General features: G+C 64.7%; 14 protein-coding genes and 1 pseudogene. 7 read left to right on the top strand and 8 right to left on the bottom strand.

The window, feature by feature from the left end:
- Position 1: 1 nt before the first annotated feature.
- Both ACVMIM_RS25975 and ACVMIM_RS25970 read right to left on the bottom strand, forming a co-directional pair.
- Positions 2-2,257, bottom strand: a complete 2,256-nt coding sequence (locus ACVMIM_RS25975; RefSeq protein ID WP_476115364.1) for an ATP-dependent helicase — start codon at positions 2,255-2,257, stop codon at positions 2-4.
- A gap of 46 nt (positions 2,258-2,303) precedes the next feature.
- Positions 2,304-2,585: pseudogene (locus tag ACVMIM_RS25970) on the bottom strand (UvrD-helicase domain-containing protein); the annotation flags it as partial.
- 368 nt (positions 2,586-2,953) lie between these two features.
- Here ACVMIM_RS25970 and ACVMIM_RS25965 point away from each other — a divergent pair.
- Positions 2,954-5,266 (top strand): glucose/quinate/shikimate family membrane-bound PQQ-dependent dehydrogenase, encoded by a 2,313-nt coding sequence (locus tag ACVMIM_RS25965; protein WP_476115362.1) that lies wholly within the window; start codon positions 2,954-2,956, stop codon positions 5,264-5,266.
- A 19-nt stretch (positions 5,267-5,285) separates the two neighbouring features.
- Here the strand turns inward: ACVMIM_RS25965 and ACVMIM_RS25960 are convergent, their stop codons facing one another.
- Complete coding sequence (locus ACVMIM_RS25960; protein ID WP_476115361.1) at positions 5,286-5,720, bottom strand: hypothetical protein; 435 nt, start codon at positions 5,718-5,720, stop codon at positions 5,286-5,288.
- Positions 5,721-5,931: 211 nt separating this feature from the next.
- Here ACVMIM_RS25960 and ACVMIM_RS25955 point away from each other — a divergent pair, with 211 nt between their 5' ends.
- Positions 5,932-6,834 carry a dienelactone hydrolase family protein gene (locus ACVMIM_RS25955; RefSeq protein ID WP_476115360.1) on the top strand — a complete coding sequence of 301 codons (903 nt, stop codon included), beginning with the start codon at positions 5,932-5,934 and terminating at the stop codon, positions 6,832-6,834.
- A gap of 9 nt (positions 6,835-6,843) precedes the next feature.
- Here ACVMIM_RS25955 and ACVMIM_RS25950 read toward each other — a convergent pair whose 3' ends face one another.
- Positions 6,844-7,776, bottom strand: a complete 933-nt coding sequence (locus ACVMIM_RS25950) for an EamA family transporter (RefSeq protein WP_476115359.1) — start codon at positions 7,774-7,776, stop codon at positions 6,844-6,846.
- 88 nt (positions 7,777-7,864) lie between these two features.
- Here ACVMIM_RS25950 and ACVMIM_RS25945 point away from each other — a divergent pair, with 88 nt between their 5' ends.
- Positions 7,865-8,341: an Lrp/AsnC family transcriptional regulator gene (locus ACVMIM_RS25945; protein ID WP_476115358.1), complete on the top strand. Its 477-nt coding sequence runs from the start codon at positions 7,865-7,867 to the stop codon at positions 8,339-8,341.
- 4 nt (positions 8,342-8,345) lie between these two features.
- Here the strand turns inward: ACVMIM_RS25945 and ACVMIM_RS25940 are convergent, their stop codons facing one another.
- Positions 8,346-8,543: a hypothetical protein gene (locus ACVMIM_RS25940; protein WP_027168755.1), complete on the bottom strand. Its 198-nt coding sequence runs from the start codon at positions 8,541-8,543 to the stop codon at positions 8,346-8,348.
- 145 nt (positions 8,544-8,688) lie between these two features.
- Positions 8,689-9,174 carry a thioesterase family protein gene (locus ACVMIM_RS25935; protein ID WP_040995732.1) on the bottom strand — a complete coding sequence of 162 codons (486 nt, stop codon included), beginning with the start codon at positions 9,172-9,174 and terminating at the stop codon, positions 8,689-8,691.
- A gap of 162 nt (positions 9,175-9,336) precedes the next feature.
- Here ACVMIM_RS25935 and ACVMIM_RS25930 point away from each other — a divergent pair, with 162 nt between their 5' ends.
- From ACVMIM_RS25930 to ACVMIM_RS25920, 3 genes are all read left to right on the top strand, one after another.
- Positions 9,337-10,755: an FAD-binding oxidoreductase gene (locus ACVMIM_RS25930; RefSeq protein WP_476115356.1), complete on the top strand. Its 1,419-nt coding sequence runs from the start codon at positions 9,337-9,339 to the stop codon at positions 10,753-10,755.
- A 2-nt stretch (positions 10,756-10,757) separates the two neighbouring features.
- Positions 10,758-11,255: a hypothetical protein gene (locus ACVMIM_RS25925; protein ID WP_476115354.1), complete on the top strand. Its 498-nt coding sequence runs from the start codon at positions 10,758-10,760 to the stop codon at positions 11,253-11,255.
- 428 nt (positions 11,256-11,683) lie between these two features.
- On the top strand, positions 11,684-15,628 hold the full coding sequence (locus ACVMIM_RS25920) for an AsmA family protein (protein ID WP_476115352.1): 3,945 nt from the start codon (positions 11,684-11,686) through the stop codon (positions 15,626-15,628).
- Between the two features lie 48 nt (positions 15,629-15,676).
- On the opposite strand, the gene ACVMIM_RS25915 is transcribed toward ACVMIM_RS25920, so the two are convergent.
- Positions 15,677-16,105: a MarR family winged helix-turn-helix transcriptional regulator gene (locus tag ACVMIM_RS25915; RefSeq protein WP_476115351.1), complete on the bottom strand. Its 429-nt coding sequence runs from the start codon at positions 16,103-16,105 to the stop codon at positions 15,677-15,679.
- A 171-nt stretch (positions 16,106-16,276) separates the two neighbouring features.
- Between ACVMIM_RS25915 and ACVMIM_RS25910 the strand changes: the two genes are divergently transcribed.
- Positions 16,277-18,082: a chloride channel protein gene (locus ACVMIM_RS25910; RefSeq protein ID WP_476115350.1), complete on the top strand. Its 1,806-nt coding sequence runs from the start codon at positions 16,277-16,279 to the stop codon at positions 18,080-18,082.
- Here the strand turns inward: ACVMIM_RS25910 and ACVMIM_RS25905 are convergent.
- Positions 18,079-18,306, bottom strand: a complete 228-nt coding sequence (locus ACVMIM_RS25905; protein WP_040995718.1) for a ribbon-helix-helix domain-containing protein — start codon at positions 18,304-18,306, stop codon at positions 18,079-18,081. The genes ACVMIM_RS25910 and ACVMIM_RS25905 overlap by 4 nt on opposite strands.

The following is an 18,306-nucleotide window of genomic DNA, read 5'->3' as shown; positions in this document are numbered from 1 at the left end:
GTCACACCGGCGCGACAAACCCGTCCAGCACGCGCTTTTGCCCAGCCTTGTCGAAGTCGATGGTGAGCTTGTTGCCGTCTATTGCCGCGATGTTGCCATTGCCGAATTTCTGGTGGAAGACGCGGTCGCCGACATTGAAGGCGGATGGCGTGTCGGCGACGGATTTGGCGACCAACTCGCCCTCGATGGTGCGGCCCTTCACCGAGGTGCGGCCAGCGCCGTAGCCACTATCGGTTTCGCCATAGCCGATGCGCTCGACCTGATGGCCGGAGCGGGTGCCCCAATTGCGGTCGGTAGCCTCGGTGCGGTTCGCCTGCGCGCGTTGCCAGCCGGGCGTCGCATAGGTGTTGGAGAAGCTGCCCTGGTCCTTGGCGCCGATATTGTCGAAGCGTGAGGCGCCATAGGGGTTCTGCCGCCCGCCGCCGCGACCGGAGGCGAATGAGCCGCCGCCATAGGGATTGCCGTAGCCGCCATAGGAGTTGCCGCCGTCGGCGACATCGACATGCGTCTCCGGCAGTTCGTCGAGGAAGCGCGACGGGATCGTCGATTGCCACAGGCCGTGAATGAGGCGGTTGGAGACGAACCAGATGTGCAGGTTCTTTTTCGCCCGCGTCAGGCCGACATAGGCAAGGCGACGTTCCTCCTCCAGGCCGGAGCGGCCGCCTTCGTCCAGCGCGCGCTGGTGTGGGAACAGCCCTTCCTCCCAGCCGGGGAGGAAAACGGTCTCGAATTCGAGACCCTTGGCCGAATGCAACGTCATGATGCTCACGGCATCCTGCGACTCGCCCTGCTCGGCTTCCATGACCAGCGCGACATGCTCTAGGAAGGCGCGCAGCGATTCATACTCCTCCATGGAGCGGATCAGCTCCTTGAGGTTTTCCAGCCGCCCGGGCGCCTCCGCCGAACGGTCGTTCTTCCACATGTCGGTATAGCCGCTCTCTTCCAGGATGGTTTCGGCGAGTTCGGTGTGCGGCGTGGTCTCCAGCGCCTTCTGCCAGCGCTCGAAATTGGCCGCGACCTCGCGCAGCGCGGCGCGCGGCTTCGGCTTCAGCTCGTCGCTTTCGGCAAGCGTCGCCGCGGCCTCCAGCATGGGCACGCGCATGGCGCGCGCCGTGTCGTGGATCTGGCGGATGGTGGCTTCGCCGAGCCCGCGCTTCGGCACGTTGACGATGCGCTCGAAGGCGAGGTCGTCGCCGGTGTTGGCGACGACGCGGAAGAAGGCGAGCGCATCGCGAATTTCCAGGCGCTCGTAGAAGCGCGGGCCGCCGATGACGCGGTAGTTCAAGCCAAGGGTGATGAAGCGGTCTTCGAAGGCGCGCATCTGGAAGGAGGCGCGCACCAGGATCGCCATGTCGTTGAGATTATGCTTCTGCCGCTGATAGGCCTCGATGGCGTCGCCGATCGCCCTGGCTTCTTCCTCCGAGTCCCAGGCGGCATGGACATGCACCTTGTCGTCCTCGGGGTCGTCGCGGTCGGTGAACAGCGTCTTGCCGAAGCGGCCCTCATTGTGGGCGATGAGATGGGAGGCAGCGCCAAGGATGTGCGCCGTCGACCGGTAGTTGCGTTCCAGCCTGATGATGGTGGCGCCTGGAAAATCCTTGTCGAAGCGCAGGATGTTGTCGACCTCGGCGCCGCGCCAGCCATAGATCGACTGATCGTCGTCGCCGACGCAGCAAATGTTAACGGGGGCACGGGTTTCGGCCGATCGCGCCTTACCCTCCCCTCGATGGGGAGGGTCGTCGCGAAGCGAGGGGGAGGGGTGACTGGCGCCTGCGCTGCCACCCCCACCCGCGCCGCTCCGCGGCGCGACCTCCCCCATCGAGGGGGAGGTAGGTCTCTGCGCCAGCAGCCGCAGCCACATATATTGCGCGGTGTTGGTGTCCTGGTACTCGTCGACCAGGATGTATTTGAACTTGCGGTGGTATTCCTTCAGCACGTCCGGATAGGCGCGGAAGATGCGGATCGGATGGTAGAGCAGGTCGCCGAAGTCGCAGGAATTCAGCGTCTGCAGCCGTTCCTGGTAGGCCTTGTAGAGCTGGCGGCCCTTGCCATTGCCGAAGCTGCGCGCATCGCCTTCCGGAATCTCGTCGGGCCCGAGGCCCTTGTTCTTCCAGTTGTCGAGCATCTGGGCGAAGGTCTTGGCCGGCCAGCGTTTGTCGTCCAGTCCTTCGGCCTGGATCAGCTGCTTGATCAGCCGCACTACGTCGTCGGTGTCGAGGATCGTGAAATCCGACTTCAGCCGCGGCGAGCTCCGCATGGCGCCGCAGGAGCTTGACGCCGATCGAGTGGAAGGTGCCGAGCCAGGGCATGCCCTCGACATTGCCTTCGCCGATCAGGAAGCCGATGCGCTGCTTCATCTCGCGCGCGGCCTTGTTGGTGAAGGTGACGGCGAGGATCTGCGAGGGGAAGGCCCTGCCTGTGGCAAGGATGTGGGCGATGCGGGTGGTGAGCACCCGCGTCTTGCCGGTGCCGGCGCCGGCGAGCACCAGAACCGGGCCTTCGGTCGTTTCGACCGCGAGCCGCTGTTCCGGGTTCAGGCCCTTCAGGTAATCGGGCGCGCTGTTCTGGCCGCTGCGCGCCGCCATGGCGCGCGCGGCTATGCCGGATGGGGCCGCAGCGGGCCGCGCATTCGGTTCATCGAAAAAAGGCATGTCTTCGGAAAAGCCCGACATCGCCCCCCGAATGTAGTGATTCGGGAGCGAAAGACCAGAACTGTCTACGTTTTGTTCTAGTTTCGCGTGTCCCGGGCCAACTTGACAGCCGGAGCGGGCAAGGGAAAGCTGCCGGCAGGGCAGGGGCGGCGTGCCGTCGCTGAGAGACGCACTGGAGCGGATTGCTGTTTCCCGAACGGCGAACCGCTCCATCTTTGTTTTGACGCAACTCCCAATGGAAAGCCGCTCCACGCTTTTCCTGGAATTGCTCCAAAGCGCGCAACAGTCGAAGGAGTACCGTCTTGGCTGTCACCCTCACCTCCCTTGTCCTCTTCCTTATCGGTCTCATTCTCGGCGGCGGCGGCATCTGGCTCATCGCGCTGGGCGGCAGTTGGTATTATCTGATCGCCGGCCTGGTCTTCCTGGTCACCGCTTGGCTGCTTTTCAGGCGCAGGTCGACCTCGCTCTGGGTCTACGCGCTGTTCGTGCTCGCCACGCTATGCTGGGCGGTGTGGGAAATCGGCTTCGACTGGTGGCAGCTCGGTCCGCGTGGCGGCGTCATTGTGCTCGTCGCCTTGTGGCTTTTGACGCCATGGGCAAGGCGAGGCCTGCAAGGGCCGGACGGACGCGCGCCGCTGATCCTCGCCGTACTGGCTTCGCTCGCGGTCGCCGGTTATTCGATGACCGCCGATCCTCACGACATCGACGGCACGCTCGGCACCGAAAAGCTGGCGACGGCGGCCAATCTCGGCGGCGACATGCCGGCCGGCGAGTGGCACTTCTACGGCCGCACGCCTTTCGGCCAGCGCTATTCGCCGCTCGACCAGATCACGCCCGACAATGTCGCCAGGCTGCAGCCCGCCTGGACCTATCGCACCGGCGACGTGAAAGGCCCCGACGATGTCGGCGAGACGACCTATCAGGTGACGCCGCTAAAGGTGGGCGACACGCTCTTCATCTGCACGCCGCATAATTTCGCCATCGCCATCGATGCCGCGAGCGGCAAGGAAAAGTGGCGCTACGATCCGAAGATCAAGCTCGACAGCAACCGCCAGCACCAGACCTGCCGTGGCGTTTCCTATTATGCCGATGCCAAGATCCCCGCCGGTCAGCCTTGCGCGCAGCGCGTCTACCTGCCGACGTCGGACGCCCGGCTGATCGCGCTCGATGCCGCGAACGGGCAGGTGTGTCCGTCCTTCGCCCAGGGCGGCACGCTGAACCTGATGGCCAACATGCCCTATCCGAAATCGGGCTATTATTATTCGACCTCGGCGCCGCTGATCGTCGCTGGCAAGATCATCGTCGGCGGCGCGGTCAACGACAATTACTCGACCGAGGAGCCGTCGGGCGTCATCCGCGCTTTCGACGTCGACAGCGGCGCCCTGCTATGGAACTGGGATTCCGGCAATCCGGACGTGACGACGCCGCTGCCCGCTGGGCAAACCTACACCCACAACTCGCCCAACATGTGGTCGACGGCGAGCGCCGACGAGAAGCTGGGATTGCTTTACGTGCCGCTCGGCAACCAGACGCCGGACCAGCTTGGCATGGGTCGCACCGCCAATGTCGAGAAGTTCTCCTCCTCGATCACCGCGCTCGACCTCAACACCGGCCAATTGCGCTGGGTGCGGCAGACCGTGCATCACGATCTGTGGGACATGGACGTGCCGGCGCAGCCGTCGCTGGTCGACATCACCACAGCGAATGGCGTCGTGCCGGCGCTGGTCGGGCCGACCAAGCAGGGCGATCTCTACGTGCTCGACCGGCGCACGGGCGAGCCGATCATTCCGGTGAAGGAAGTGCCGGCACCAGGTGGCGCGATCGAGGGCGACCAGGCCTCGGCGACGCAGCCGGCCTCGGATCTCTCCTTCAATCCGAAGCCGCTGACCGGCGCCGACATGTGGGGTATCACCATGTTCGACCAGCTGGCGTGCCGGATCGAATTGAAGCGATTGCGCTATGAGGGCCGCTACACGCCGCCCTCGCTGCAGGGCTCGCTGGTCTATCCCGGCAATTTCGGCGTCTTCAACTGGGGCGGCGTCGCGGTCGATCCGGTGCGGCAGGTGATGTTCGGCATGCCGACCTATCTGGCATTCACGTCCAAGCTGATACCTCGCGCGGACGTGCCGCCGCCGGGCGACACCAAGGGCAGCGAGCAGGGACTGAACCGCAACGAGGGCGCGCCTTACGCGGTGGTGATGGGGCCGTTCCTGTCGCCGCTCGGCATTCCCTGCCAGGCGCCGCCATGGGGCTATGTCGCCGGCGTCGATCTCAAGACGGGAAACATCGCCTACAAGCACCGCAACGGCACCGTCTACGACATGACGCCGCTGCCCTTGCCCTTCAAGGTCGGCGTTCCCGGCATAGGCGGGCCGATGATCACCGCGGGCGGCGTCGCCTTCCTGGGCGCGGCAGTCGACGACTATCTGCGCGCCTACGACCTCACCACCGGCAGGCAGCTCTGGCAGGCGAGGCTGCCGGCGGGCGGACAGGCGACGCCGATGACCTATACCGTGGCCGACGGCCGCCAGTTCGTCCTCATCGTCGCCGGCGGCCACGGCTCGGTCGGCACCAAGCCGGGTGACTATGTGATGGCGTATACGCTGCCGAAATAAGACTGGGCAGCGTCAGGCTTCAAAGTCCGAGATGGCCCCGCAAACTGGGCACCTGGTCCAGCACCTGGTTGGTCAGGTCGGGACCGGCGGCGGTCTCCGCCTGCTTGATCAAGGTCTCGCCGGCCTGCCGGATTTGCGCCATGTCGAGGCCGGACGCCTTGAGGACGGCGACGCCGTTGATCAGAGCGCCGGCCTTTTCGCCGAGCACGCCGCCAAGCGCCCCTTGCAACGAGGAGAGAAGCCCGCCGCCCGAATTGGCAGCACCGGCGGCCATCACGTCATATTTCTGAGCCAGCGCACCGGCGCCGGGGATCTGGTCGAAGAAGGATGAAATGCTGGTGCCTTCCGCCTCATGCTCCAGCACGGAAAAGATGGTACCGACAACCTTTTCAGTGGTCGGCTCGTCGAGGCCGGCCCTCGAGGCAACGGTGCTGATGATGTCCTGGACGTTCATGGGATTCCCCTTTCGTCGTTCGGATCAAAGCCGCCCGGGCAGCTTTGACGCCTAATGTGACAGCACCATCAAGGCTTCGGAAATGACCAAAATGTGATAGGCGAGCCGAAGCTCTCCGAACCGTCATCCGCGCATGGCTGGACCGTATGGATCTTGACCCTATCTTGCGGGTCGACCACGAAATCGTCCCCCATTGTCGTCGAGGAGAGCCATGACCGAACCCGTTGCCAAGTCCGTCATCGCGCAGCCTGTCATCACGCAAGCGATGATCGATGCCTATGACGAATATACGCATCTTACGCTCGATCGCCGCCGCTTCATGGAGCAATTGACGAAGTTGGCGGGCTCGGGCGCCGCCGCGGCCGCAATCGCGCCAATGCTGGCGGCCAACTCCGCAAAGGCGGCGATCATTGCCGAGAACGACAGCCGCGTTAAGGGCGAGGACATCGCTTATCCCGGCTCGAGCGGCGAGATGAAAGCCTATCTAGTCAAGCCGGCCGATCAGCAGCGCAAGCTCGGCACCGTCATCGTCATCCACGAGAACCGGGGACTGAACCCGCATATCCGCGATGTCGCCCGACGCGTGGCGCTGGAGGGGTTCGTCGCGCTGGCGCCGGACTTCCTGTCGCCGCTTGGCGGCACGCCGCCCGACGAGGACAAGGCGCGCGACATGTTCACCAAGCTCGACGCCGCCCAAGTCGCGGCCGACGGTGTGGCGACGGTCGCCTATCTCAAGAACCTCAAGGACGGCAACGGCAAGGTCGGGGCGGTCGGCTTCTGCTGGGGCGGCGGGGCAGTGAACCAGCTTGCCGTCCATGCGCCCGATCTCAGCGCCGGCGTCGCCTATTACGGCATGCAGCCGAAGGCCGAGGACGCCGCGAAGATCAAGGCGCCGCTGCTTCTGCATTACGCCGGTCTCGACAGCCGGACCAATGCCGGCATCGATGCCTATAAGAAGGCGCTCGACGCCGCGCATGTCGAATACAAGGTCTATGTCTATGAGGGCGCCAATCACGCCTTCAACAACGACACCTCGGCCGCGCGCTACGACAAGAAGGCCGCCGACCTCGCCTGGGGGCGGACGGTCGCTTTCCTGAAGGAGAAGCTGACATAATCGAGCGGTCTACATGCTTGCCGCGGGCTTGTGAAAGGCGACGCCGGCGATGACCAGGGCAATGCCGATGCAGTCGGTGAGGCTTGGCACCTGGCGCAGCACGATGACGCCGATCAGCGTTGCCGTGAGCGGCAGGAGCGAGAGCATCAGCGCGAAGCTCGCGCGCGGCAGCCGCGCCATGGCGAGCTGGTCGCAAATATAGGGGATGACCGAGGAGCAGACGCCGACGCCGATTGCAGCCATGAGCAGTTGCGGCGACGAGAAGGCGGGCAGCGCCTCGCGAAGGCCGATGGGCAGTACGATCAGGAACGCGACCGCCATGGCGGCGCCGAGGCCGGCGATGCCGAAGCCCGCCTGGGCGACGCGGTGACCGATCACGATGTAACCAACGAAGAGGGCGCCATTCAAAAAAGCCCAGAACAAGCCGATGGGATCGCTCGACCATTTCACATCGATGAGCAGCAAGGTGCCGATCACGGCAACGGCGAGCGCCGCAAAGTTGCGCCGGCTGTGCAGGCCGACCAGCGCCACCCCGATCGTGCCGACGAATTCGATCGCCGCCACCAGCGAGATCGGCAGGCGGTCGAGCGCCAGATAGAACGAGCAGTTCATCAGCGCCAGGCAGATGCCGAAGGCCAGCAGCAGCAGGCGCCGACCGCGATCGGCGTACGCGAAAACGCGCCAGGGCCTTGTCAACGGGGCGAAGAGGAGGGCGGCGGTGGCAATGCGCAGCCAAGCCATGCCGAGCACGCCGACCTCAGCGAAAAGCAGCACGGCGAAGGCCGGCCCGAGATAGTGGAACACGGCGCTGACGCAGAACCAGACATGAGGCGGCAACGCGTCGGCCGTTCTGGCAAGTGCGGTGGGGCCGGCCAGGGCGTGAGGCGCATCGGTGTCACCGCTAGCCCGGTTTGCAGCTGGGATTTGCGTTTGCGTTTTCATGCGAGCATTATCGCAGGCGAAACTCGCCGACCATATGCGCAATAAACGGCGAGGTGGCCCGTTCGCCTTGTGATGGAAGAGTTTTGACTTGAAAAACCTTCGAAGTGAAAATGCCGATCTGGACGCGATCGATCTGAAGCTCCTGCGGCTCCTGGAAAAGGACGCGCGCATCAGCACGGCGGAACTGGCGCGCGCGGTCGGGCTGTCGGCGCCGAGCGTGGCGGAGCGCATCCGCAAACTGCAGGAGAACGGCGTGATCGAGGCCTACACGGTCAGGATCAATCCAGCCGCTCTCGGCATGAAGCTATCGGCATGGCTCAGAATCAGGCCGGTGCCGGGACAGCTTTCCGTGGTGGCGGACATCATTCGCGAGCTGCCGGAAATCGCGCAATGCGACCGGGTGACCGGCGAGGACTGCTTCATCGCGCTTACCCATGTCGGCTCGGTGAGCGAGCTCGAGCGCGTGATCGACCGGATCATTCCCTATGCGATGACCAACACCGCCATCATCCAGTCATCACCGGTCGAGCCGCGCTCGCTTCTGGGCGGGTTCAGGAAAAAGTGAGGGCTCAGGCGTGGCCGCGTTTCATGCGCGCCTGCTTCAGAATCGCGCGCCAGCGGATCATGTCGAACGGGATAGGTTCGTTGTTATTGGCGATGTGGAAGATCTCATTGTTGACGTTCTTCAGCGATCGCCAGAAATCATAGTCGGTAATGCGTGGATCGGCCGCCAAGCGCTCCACTTCGACCTTGATGTCGGTTTTCATGCACTGTCCTCGCACCGCATTCCGCCAGCCGCCCCGTGCGCAACCCGGTAGGGCGGTTTTCGAACGCGCCGGTGAGTCGTTCAACGGACTCAAACGACTTGTTCACGTTAAAACCTTGGTAAGGTTAACGCGGGCGGGCGGGTTTTCAAGCGCCCTTGCGTTTGATGCCGATCGAGCGGCCGGCGCGCTCGGGCATCGGCAGCGCCGCATGGGCGGCGCGCACGGCCTCCAACCTGGCCATCACGTCGGCGGGGAAGGGGGCCACTCTCGGTCCGTCCATGTCGACATGCAGCGCAAGCTGCTCGGAGGTCGCCGCCAGCCAGCCGTCGACATGGCGGATTTCCTGATAGGCTCTTAGCCGCTTTTCGTCGTGGTCGATGAGCTGGAACGAGACGTTCACCTTATGGTCGAGGTGCAACTCCTGCACGTAGCAGACATGAACTTCGGCCGTGTAGATGGTGAGGCGCCGCTCCTTGGCGTAATTCGGCCCCATGCCCATCAGCTCGAACGCCTGATCCGAGCCGCGGTCGAACAGCACGTTGTAGTAGGCCATGTTGAGATGGCCGTTATAGTCGATCCACTCCTCCTCGATCGTCATCGGGCCGGAAATGATCGGTGCGGGGATCGTCATCTGATGTTCCTTGATCGTTGCTGGGCAGGGCGTGCTGGTGAGATTGTTTCTAGTGGCGCAATTGCAGACGGAAAACTGCTTCACACTTTTCCTCGAATTGCTTTAGGCATCATCCATAGCTGCATAACAAGAGTGGCCGCTGGTCCATTCGCGGAGGAATTCATGGCTTTGAGCGACCTCAACCCCGTAGAACGCAACGAGGAAGGCATCGCCGCGGTGCTCGGCATCCTCAAGCAGCGCTTCGGCGAGCGCTTCCAGACCGGCGAGGCGATCCGCGGCCAGCACGCGCACACCACCACCTATATCCCGACCCAGGCGCCGGACGGCGTCGCCTTCGTCGAGACGACCGCGGAGGTGCAGGAGGTCGTGCGCGCCTGCGCCGCGCACCGCGTGCCGGTGATCGCCTTCGGGGTCGGCTCCTCGCTCGAGGGCCACACCAATGCGCCGGGCGGCGGCATTTCCATCGATACGTCGCGCATGAACCGGATCTTATCCGTCAATCCGCAGGACCTCGACTGCACCGTCGAGCCCGGGGTGACGCGCGAGGACCTCAACAGGCACCTGCGCGACACCGGCCTGTTCTTTCCGATTGATCCAGGCGCCAATGCGTCGCTCGGCGGCATGGCGGCCACCAGGGCTTCCGGCACCAACGCGGTGCGCTACGGCACGATGCGCGAAAACGTGCTGTCGCTGACCGCCGTCATGGCCGACGGCGAGACGGTGACGACCGGCAAGCGGGCGAAGAAAAGCTCGGCCGGCTACGACCTGACGCGGCTTCTGGTCGGCTCCGAAGGCACGCTCGGCGTCATCACCTCGCTGACGCTGAGGCTGCAGGGCATTCCGCAAGCAATTTCTGGCGGCCTCTGCCCGTTTCCGAGCCTGGAGGCGGCCTGCAACACGGTGATCGCGACCATCCAGATGGGCATTCCGGTGGCGCGGATCGAACTGGTCAACGCGCTGCAGATGCGGGCGATGAAGAACTATTCCAAGCTCGACTATCCGGAGAGCCCGTGCCTGTTCGTCGAGTTCCACGGCAGCGATGCGGGTGTCGCCGAACAGGCCGAGACGTTCGGGATGATCGCCGAGGAGAATGGCGGCGGACCGTTCCTGTGGACCAGTGTCGCGGAGGAGCGGACGAAGCTCTGGAAGGCCAGGCACGACGCCTACTGGTCGTCGCTGACGCTGCGCCCCGGCGCCAAAGGGCTGTCGACCGATGTCTGCGTGCCGATCTCCAGGCTTGCCGAATGCGTCACCGAGACCGAGGCCGACATCGCCGAGATGGGGCTTATCGCACCCATTGTCGGCCATGCCGGCGACGGCAATTTCCATGTGCTGGTGCTGATGGATGTCGACAATCCGGCCGAGATCGCGCTTGCGGAAAAATTCGTCGCCCGGCTCAACATGCGCGCCATCGCCATGGAAGGCACCTGCACCGGCGAGCACGGCATCGGTCAGGGCAAGGTCGGCTTCCTGCGCCACGAGCTCGGCCATGGCGTCGATATCATGCGCACGATCAAGCAGGCGCTCGATCCGCTCAACATCATGAATCCGGGCAAGATTTTGCCTGGCGGCGGTCACTAGCGATGGTGGTGGCCGAAAGGCTTTTACCTATCGACCTGCCGCTATTGTCGGCCGGCGCCCCGCTGCCGCATGTCTTCGCGGATGAAGAACGCCTGCTGATCGCCTATCTCGTCAACAGCCCGGATCCGTCCTTCGACGGCACGAACCCGCGCTCAGTCTCGGCCACCTCGGAAGGGGAAACAGTGGCAATCCTGGCGGTGGCCCCATATGTTGCGCTGCAGTTCGGTCCGCCAAACGATGAGGCGCTCAGCGGGCATCGTCTCTATAAACTTGGTCTGCGACCATATTCCGCGTTCGAAGTCGTCAATTCGTCGTGGACTGCTTCCCTGGAAGAAGCCAACCGGGTTCACCCGCGCCACATGACAGAGCTGTTTTCCGGCTGTCGGCACTTCATTCTTACGTTTCAGGATTCGACCCTGGAATTCATCGCGAGGGATTTCCAGATAAGCCTGCGAAGAGGAGCGGTGCTGAAGTCTTTGATCGAAGCCATGAACGGATGACCGCCTGGTCGTAGCGCCCCTGCTGTCGCTTATCCTCTGCCCCTTCGACCAGCTTCTGCAGCATCGGGCGCGTCGGCGAAGAAGGTCGTGTCGGTGTGCGGGGTGGAGAAATCGAGCAGCCGGTCATAGGCGCCGGGGCTCGCCGACATACATGCGCTGCGGCATTTTCTCGATCACCCACAGATGGCGCGTATAGCCGATGAAAAGGTGCCGAACTCGTTCTGCCCCGGGCGACCGAACGGCTCCGTGTTGGGTTCAGATTGTCGCGGCCAAGGACATGACCAAAAGGGCAGAGATCGGCAAAAGAGATATCCTGACCGCGATCGATCGCGCAACTGGAGACATTGGCGGCCGCCGGGCGCTGAATTGCCTCTTTATCGACACGCGGATGCGGGTAGAGTGCGGCTTACTTTGAACCCGGGAAACAGATGCTCGCACGCCTGTTCGTGATTTTCGGTGGCCTGTTCGTGCTGGTGCTGTGCGCGGCGCTGGTGGTGCCGTATTTCGTCGACTGGACGGGCTACCGCGGCGATTTCGAGCGCGAGGCGAGCGCCATCCTCGGCCGCAAGGTGACGGTAAAGGGCGATGCGACGGCGCGGCTGCTGCCATTTCCGTCGGTGACCTTCTCGAATGTCGAGGTTGCGGGCGGGCCGCAAGGCAAGCCCGCGATGACGGTCGAGACCTTTTCCATGGATGCGGAGCTCGCGCCGTTCCTGCGCGGCGAGGTGCTGATCTTCGACATGCGGCTGGTGCATCCCAAAGCCATCATCGATGTCGCCGGCGACGGCACCGTCGACTGGGCGATCCGGCCGTCGACGCCCTTCGAACCCGGCCAGATCGCCATCGAAAAGCTGTCGGTAACCGACGGGCAGATCGAACTTCGCCATGCCGCGGGCGGACGCAGCCATCTGATCTCCGAGATCAACTCGATCATTTCGGCGAAGGCGCTCACCGGTCCATGGCGCATGGACGGAACGCTGCGCTTCGATGGCCTGCGCACCGACGTCTCGGCCTCGACCGGCAAGGTGGAACCGGACGGCCAGATGCGGCTCAGGCTGAAAGCCGATCCCGATGCCTATCCGCTGATCATCGAAGCCGACGGCAATGCCGGCATCGTCAAGGGCGCCGCTGTCTATTCCGGCCAGTTCAAGATCTCGGGTGCGGACAAGAACGATGTCGACAGGAATTCGGTCGAGCTGCGCGGCAATGACGGCGAGCCGGTCAAGATCAGCACCGGCAAGCCCGACCCTGGCTTCCGGCTGAACGGCAAGTTCGCGCTCGACCACCAGAAGCTCAATGTCGACGAGTTCCGTTTCGAGACCGGGCCGCTCGACAATCCCTATACGGCCGATGGCAAGGCCTCGGTCGATCTCGGCCTGAAGCCGCATTTCGCGGTCGAGGCGAGCGGAGCCCAGGTGCAATTCGACGAAGCTGTCGGCGGAGCCACCGGCTCAGGCTTCACGCTCGACCAGCGCATCGCGGCATTCGAGCAGACGCTGCAGCATATGCCGAAGCCGACCATACCGGGCACGCTCGAGGTTCGGCTGCCGGCGGTGGTGGCCGGTGACACGACGGTGCGCGACGTGCGGCTGTCGGCCGAGCCGGTCGCAGGCGGCTGGTCGGTGAAGTCGCTTGCCGCGACGCTGCCGGGCCGCACGACGCTCGAAGCCGACGGCATGCTGAGCGTCGAGGACCATTTCGGCTTTACCGGCTCGTTGCTGCTGGCCGTCGGGCAGCCTTCCGGATTTGCCGCGTGGCTATCGAAGGATGTCGACGAGGCCATCCGCAGGCTGCCCGCGGCAGGTTTCAAGGCCAAGGTCGATCTCAGTGAGAACCGACAGTCCTTCAGCGACCTCGAACTCATCCTCGGCAAGGCGAAATTTTCCGGCAACATCGATTCCAGCCAGCCGGACGGCGCCAGGCCATCGGTGCTGATGCGGCTTACCGGCGGCGAGATGGACCTGGATGGGCTTGCGGCCTTCGCCTCGATCTTCATCAGCGACAAGGGCGCCAACCGCTTTTCCGATCGCGATCTCGATTTCCAGATCAAGGCGGGACCGGTGAGCGCGGGCGGGCTCAGCGCCGACACCGTCGACACGGCGCTGCGGCTGCGCGAGGGCCTGCTCGAGATCGACCGGCTTTCGATCGGCGGCCTGGCCGGCGCCTCGATCAGCGCCACGGGCCGCATCAAGGATTTCCCGCAGAGTCCGACAGGCAAGCTCAACGCGTCCGTGGTGGCTGTGGATTTGAAGCCGCTGATCGATGTCGCGGCCCAGCACTATCCCGATAATGGCGTGCTCAAGGGACTGGCCAGCCGTGCGGCCGCCTATCCCGAACTGTTTCAGGACGCGCGCATCGATCTCTTGACCAGCGCCGCCGACAATGGCGACGGCACCACCGGCCTGGCGCTCTCAGCCCAGGGCAAGGCAGGCGGTTCGGCCTTCTCGGCCTCGCTTTCCGGCAGGGGGACGGCGGACAAGCTCTCCCAGGCGCCGGTGTCGATCACCTTCAACGCCGGCAACGACAATGCCACAACGCTGCTTGCGCTTTACGGCCTGCCGGCGCTGCCGCTCGGCATGCTCGGCCACGCGAACACCGACGTCTCGGCGAAGGGCTCGGTCGCCGGCGGTCTCGCCACCAGCTTCAACCTGACGGCCGACGATTTCAGGGCAAGCTTCGACGGGACCGTCGCCGATACCGCGCAAGGCCCCACCGCCAAGGGCAAGGTCAATCTCAATGCTGCCGATATCGAGCCGTGGCTGATGACGACGGGGGTAGGTCTGCCCGGCATGGGAACCGGAACATCGACGTCGCTGGCGGCCGACGCCGATTTCGGCAACGGGCTCCTGGTGCTGAGCGGCCTCACCGGTTCGATCAACAAGGCGGCAGTGTCGGGCGACGTCAACATCGATGCCAAGGACGGGCTGCCTCATCTGGCGGGAGCGCTGGCGCTCGACGAGCTCGACCTCGATCCGCTGGCGGTCTCGCTGTTCGGCGACCAGTCCTTCGCTCCGGCCAAGGGCGGATGGCCGACTACGCCGTTCAGCCAGAAGTCGGCCCTGCCGTTCAACGCCGATCTCGATCTCAACACCTCTGCGCTCGCCGTCGGGTCCTTCGCCACGGCGCATGACGCTTCATTGTCGCTCAAGCTCGACCGCGAAGGCATCCACGTCTCCGACCTGAAGGCGAAGCTCTATGGCGGCGATTTAACCGGCCTGTTCGATTTGAAGAACACGGAGGGCACCGGCCTGTTCTCCGGCCAGATGAAGCTCGCCGGCGGCGATCTTTCCGCGGTTCTGCCCGGCGCCGGTATCGGCGGCCGCGGCGATCTTTCGGCGGCGCTGTCGACCAGCGGCAAATCGGTCGATGCCATGATCGCCGCCTTGTCCGGATCGGGCACCGCGGCGCTGAAGGGATTGAAAGTGGACGGCATCAATCCGGACGGCTTTGGTGCCATCATCGCCAAGGCTGATGCGATCGGACGCGATATCGACGCTGCCAAGACGGCGAATTTCGTGCCGCAGATCGCCGGGGAGGGCAGCTTTGCCGCGGGGGACGCGGATGTGGCCTTCACCGTCGCCAACGGCACGCTACGAGCGCCGCCGATCAGCCTCGACAATCCTGGCGCAAGTCTGTCCGCGGACGTGACCGCCGATCTCAACACGAGCACCGTCACGGCGAAGGGGACATTGACCTATCACCCCGGCGACGAGGCTTTGGTCGGCTCGGAGCCTGCCGTCAATTTCAGCCTGGCCGGCCCCCTCGGGGCGTCCGCGCTTCAGTTCGACAGCGGTCCGCTGGCGCAATTCCTGACGCAGCGCGCGCTAGAGAAGGAACAGCAGCGGGTCGAGGCCATGCAGGCGGCGCTGCTCGAGAAGCAGCGGCTGCGGCGCGAGGCGCGCTATTACGCGGCGCTGCAGACGGAGCGCGACAGGGCGGCCGAGGAGCTGCGCCGGCAAGAGGAAGAGGCGCGGCAGAAGGCTGAGGCGGAAGCCAGGGCGAAAGCCGAGGCTGAAGCCCAGGCTCAGGCTGAAGCCGAGGCAAAAGCCAAGGCCGACGAAGAGGCGAGGGCAAAAGCGGAAGCCGACGCCAAGGCCCAGGCCGAAGCCGACGCCAAGGCCCAGGCCGATGCGCAGGCGAAGGCCGAGGCAGAGCAGCGGGCCGCGGACGAGGCAGCCAAGGCACAGGCCGAGGCCGATCGCAAGAAGGCGGAGCAGGCGAGGCTGGACGCAGCACGCAAGGCGGCCGAGCAAGCACGGAAGGTCGATGGGTCGCTGCCCGGCGTCAACGACGGTTCGACCCCGGCACCGCCGAAGCCTAAGGCCAATCCGTTCACGATCGACAATCTGTTGAAGTCGCTCGACGGCGGTTGAGCTTTACGCCGCGCGCGTGGCGGAACTGGTCCGAATATCCCGGGGAGCCTACGACTCTTCCTGGCGCGAGAGCAGGCGCCGCAGCATCGGCTCGATGCGCGACAGCTCGTCGAGATGCGCGGCCGATAAGTCTGCCAGGCGATCGTCGGCCAAAGGAGTGAGCTGCAGCAAGACGCGGCGATGGTCGCTCTTGTCCTGATCGCGCGTGACCAGACCGGCCTCGGCAAGGCGGTTCACCAGCTCCACTGCGCTGTGGTGGCGGATGCGCAGCCGCTCGGCGAGATCGCCCACAGCCACAGGTCCGCCGCTTGGAAATCCCTTGATCGCCAGCAGCGCCTGGTGCTGGCGCGGCGTGAGGCCCGCCTCATTGGCCTGGACCTGGCTGAATTCGAGAAAGCGGCGGATCAGGTAACGGAACTGCGACAGCCGCTGGTAGTCGGCCTGGCTGATGGCTGGGCGTGATTTCGGCGGCGTCATTCCCTGACTTATGGTCCTTTCCCGCAAAAGCTCAACAGGTTGTCGCGATCCCTGTCCAAAATGACGCGGAGCAGGGATCGAAAACGGCTTGAAGATTTATATCGTGTTACGATATGAGGCCACCGGAAAACGAAACGGCCTTCGCGCCGCCAGAAAGTTCAGGCTCCCAAAATGAAATCCGCTCACGCCGGCAACGGCCATCTTCGCGACTTCACGACCGATCCGCGTGTGCTGCTCATCGCGGCCATCGCCGTGGTGGTGGCGACCGCCGGGCTCTTCGCCGGCATCGTGCTCCTCCAGCTTATCAGGCTTGCCACCAACATCGCTTATTTCGGGCAGTTCTCTCTGGCCGAACTCAAGCTCGAGGACTCGCCCCTTGGGCTCGCCGCAGTGATCGTGCCGGTGATCGGCGCGCTGATCATCGGCCTGATGGCGCGCTTCGGCAGCGAAAAGATCCGCGGCCATGGCATTCCCGAGGCCATCGAGGCGATCCTGCTCGGGCGCTCGCGGCTCGACGCCAAGGTCGCGGTGCTGAAGCCGCTGTCTTCGGCGATCTCGATCGGCTCGGGCGGACCCTTCGGCGCCGAAGGCCCGATCATCATGACCGGCGGCGCCATCGGCTCACTGATCGCGCAGACGCTGCCGGTCAGCGACAATGAGCGCAAGACGCTGCTGGTGGCAGGTGCCGCGGCCGGCATGACGACGGTGTTCGGCACGCCGATCGCGGCCATCATGCTTGCCGTCGAATTGCTCCTGTTCGAATGGACGCCGCGCAGCTTCATCCCGGTCGCCGTCGCCGCGATCGTCGCGGAAGTCGAGCGCACTCTGCTGCACCTGCCAGGCCCGATCTTTCCGTTCTCCGGCACCATGGAGGCATCGATCGCCGGGCTGGGCGGTTGGGTGCTGGTCGGCATTGCCGCCGGGCTGCTTTCAGGACTGCTGACGCAACTGGTCTATGCCTGCGAGGACGCTTTCCTGAAGCTGCCGATCCACTGGATGTGGTGGCCGATGATCGGCGGCCTGGTGGTCGGCATCGGCGGCTTGATCGAGCCGCACGCGCTTGGTGTCGGTTACGACAACATCGCCAATATGCTCGACGGCCGCACGGTCGCCACCGCTGCGCTGCTGCTTCTGGTGGTGAAAGCCGTCATCTGGTCGGTCGCGCTGGGTTCGGGAACCTCGGGCGGCGTGCTGGCGCCGCTGCTCATCATGGGCGGCGCGATGGGCGCGGTGCTCTCGGGCATCCTGCCCGAAGCGAGCCCCGGTTTCTGGCCGCTGCTGGCGATGGCGGCGACCATGGGCGGCACCATGCGCGCGCCGCTCACCGCGACCTTCTTCGCCACCGAGCTCACCGGCAACACGCATGTGCTGGTTCCGCTGATCGCGGCCTGCGCTACGGCGCATGCCGTCACAGTGCTGTTGATGAAGCGCTCGATCCTGACCGAGAAAGTGGCGCGGCGCGGGCATCACCTGGTGCGCGAATACCGCGTCGATCCTTTCGCCCTGACCAGGGTCAAGGAGGTGATGACGACCAAGGTCGAGAGCGTGCCGGCGACGATGACGCTGCATGGCGCGGCGACCTTCCTGACCGCGCCGGACACCCGGCATCCGAGCTTCCCGGTGATCGATGAAGCGGGACATGTGCTCGGCGTCATCGATCCGCCGGCGATCCTGCGCTGGCGCCGTAACGGCAAGCACCGCAAGGCGACCCTCGGCGAACTGCTCGCCGGCAGCAAGATCACACTCGCTTATCCGGACGAATATCTGGAGGCGCTTTCCGACAAGCTGCTCAACGCCAATATCTCGCACCTGCCGGTCGTCTCACGCGAGGATGAACGGCTCATCGGTTATATCGGCTGGAAAGACATGATGCGGGTAAGGTCGAAAAAGCAGGCGGAGGAGCGCGACCGCACCGCCTTGCTCAGCTTCGGCGTAAAGCGCAAGGCGCCCCAAGGCGTCAGCGACAGCGCGATTTAGGTCGCGTTACCGCCGCGTTTCGCCCAGGCCAGCACATAGAGCCTCAGCGCGGACGAAAGGTTCGCGTCCCGCGTACGCGTCTCGTCGATCTCGGCGACCAGGGCCGCGAGCGACAGCGAACGCTGCTCGGCGATCGCGATGAGGTCGTCATAGAAGGGCTGCTCCAGGGAAAAGCTGGTGCGGTGACCGCGGATCGTTACCGAACGTTTTTCGACCGCGGCCAT

The sequence above is a fragment of the Mesorhizobium sp. USDA 4413 genome (genome assembly GCF_056280365.1).
Note: the sequence above shows the minus strand (reverse complement) of the source record. Positions and strands in the feature narration are given on the sequence as shown.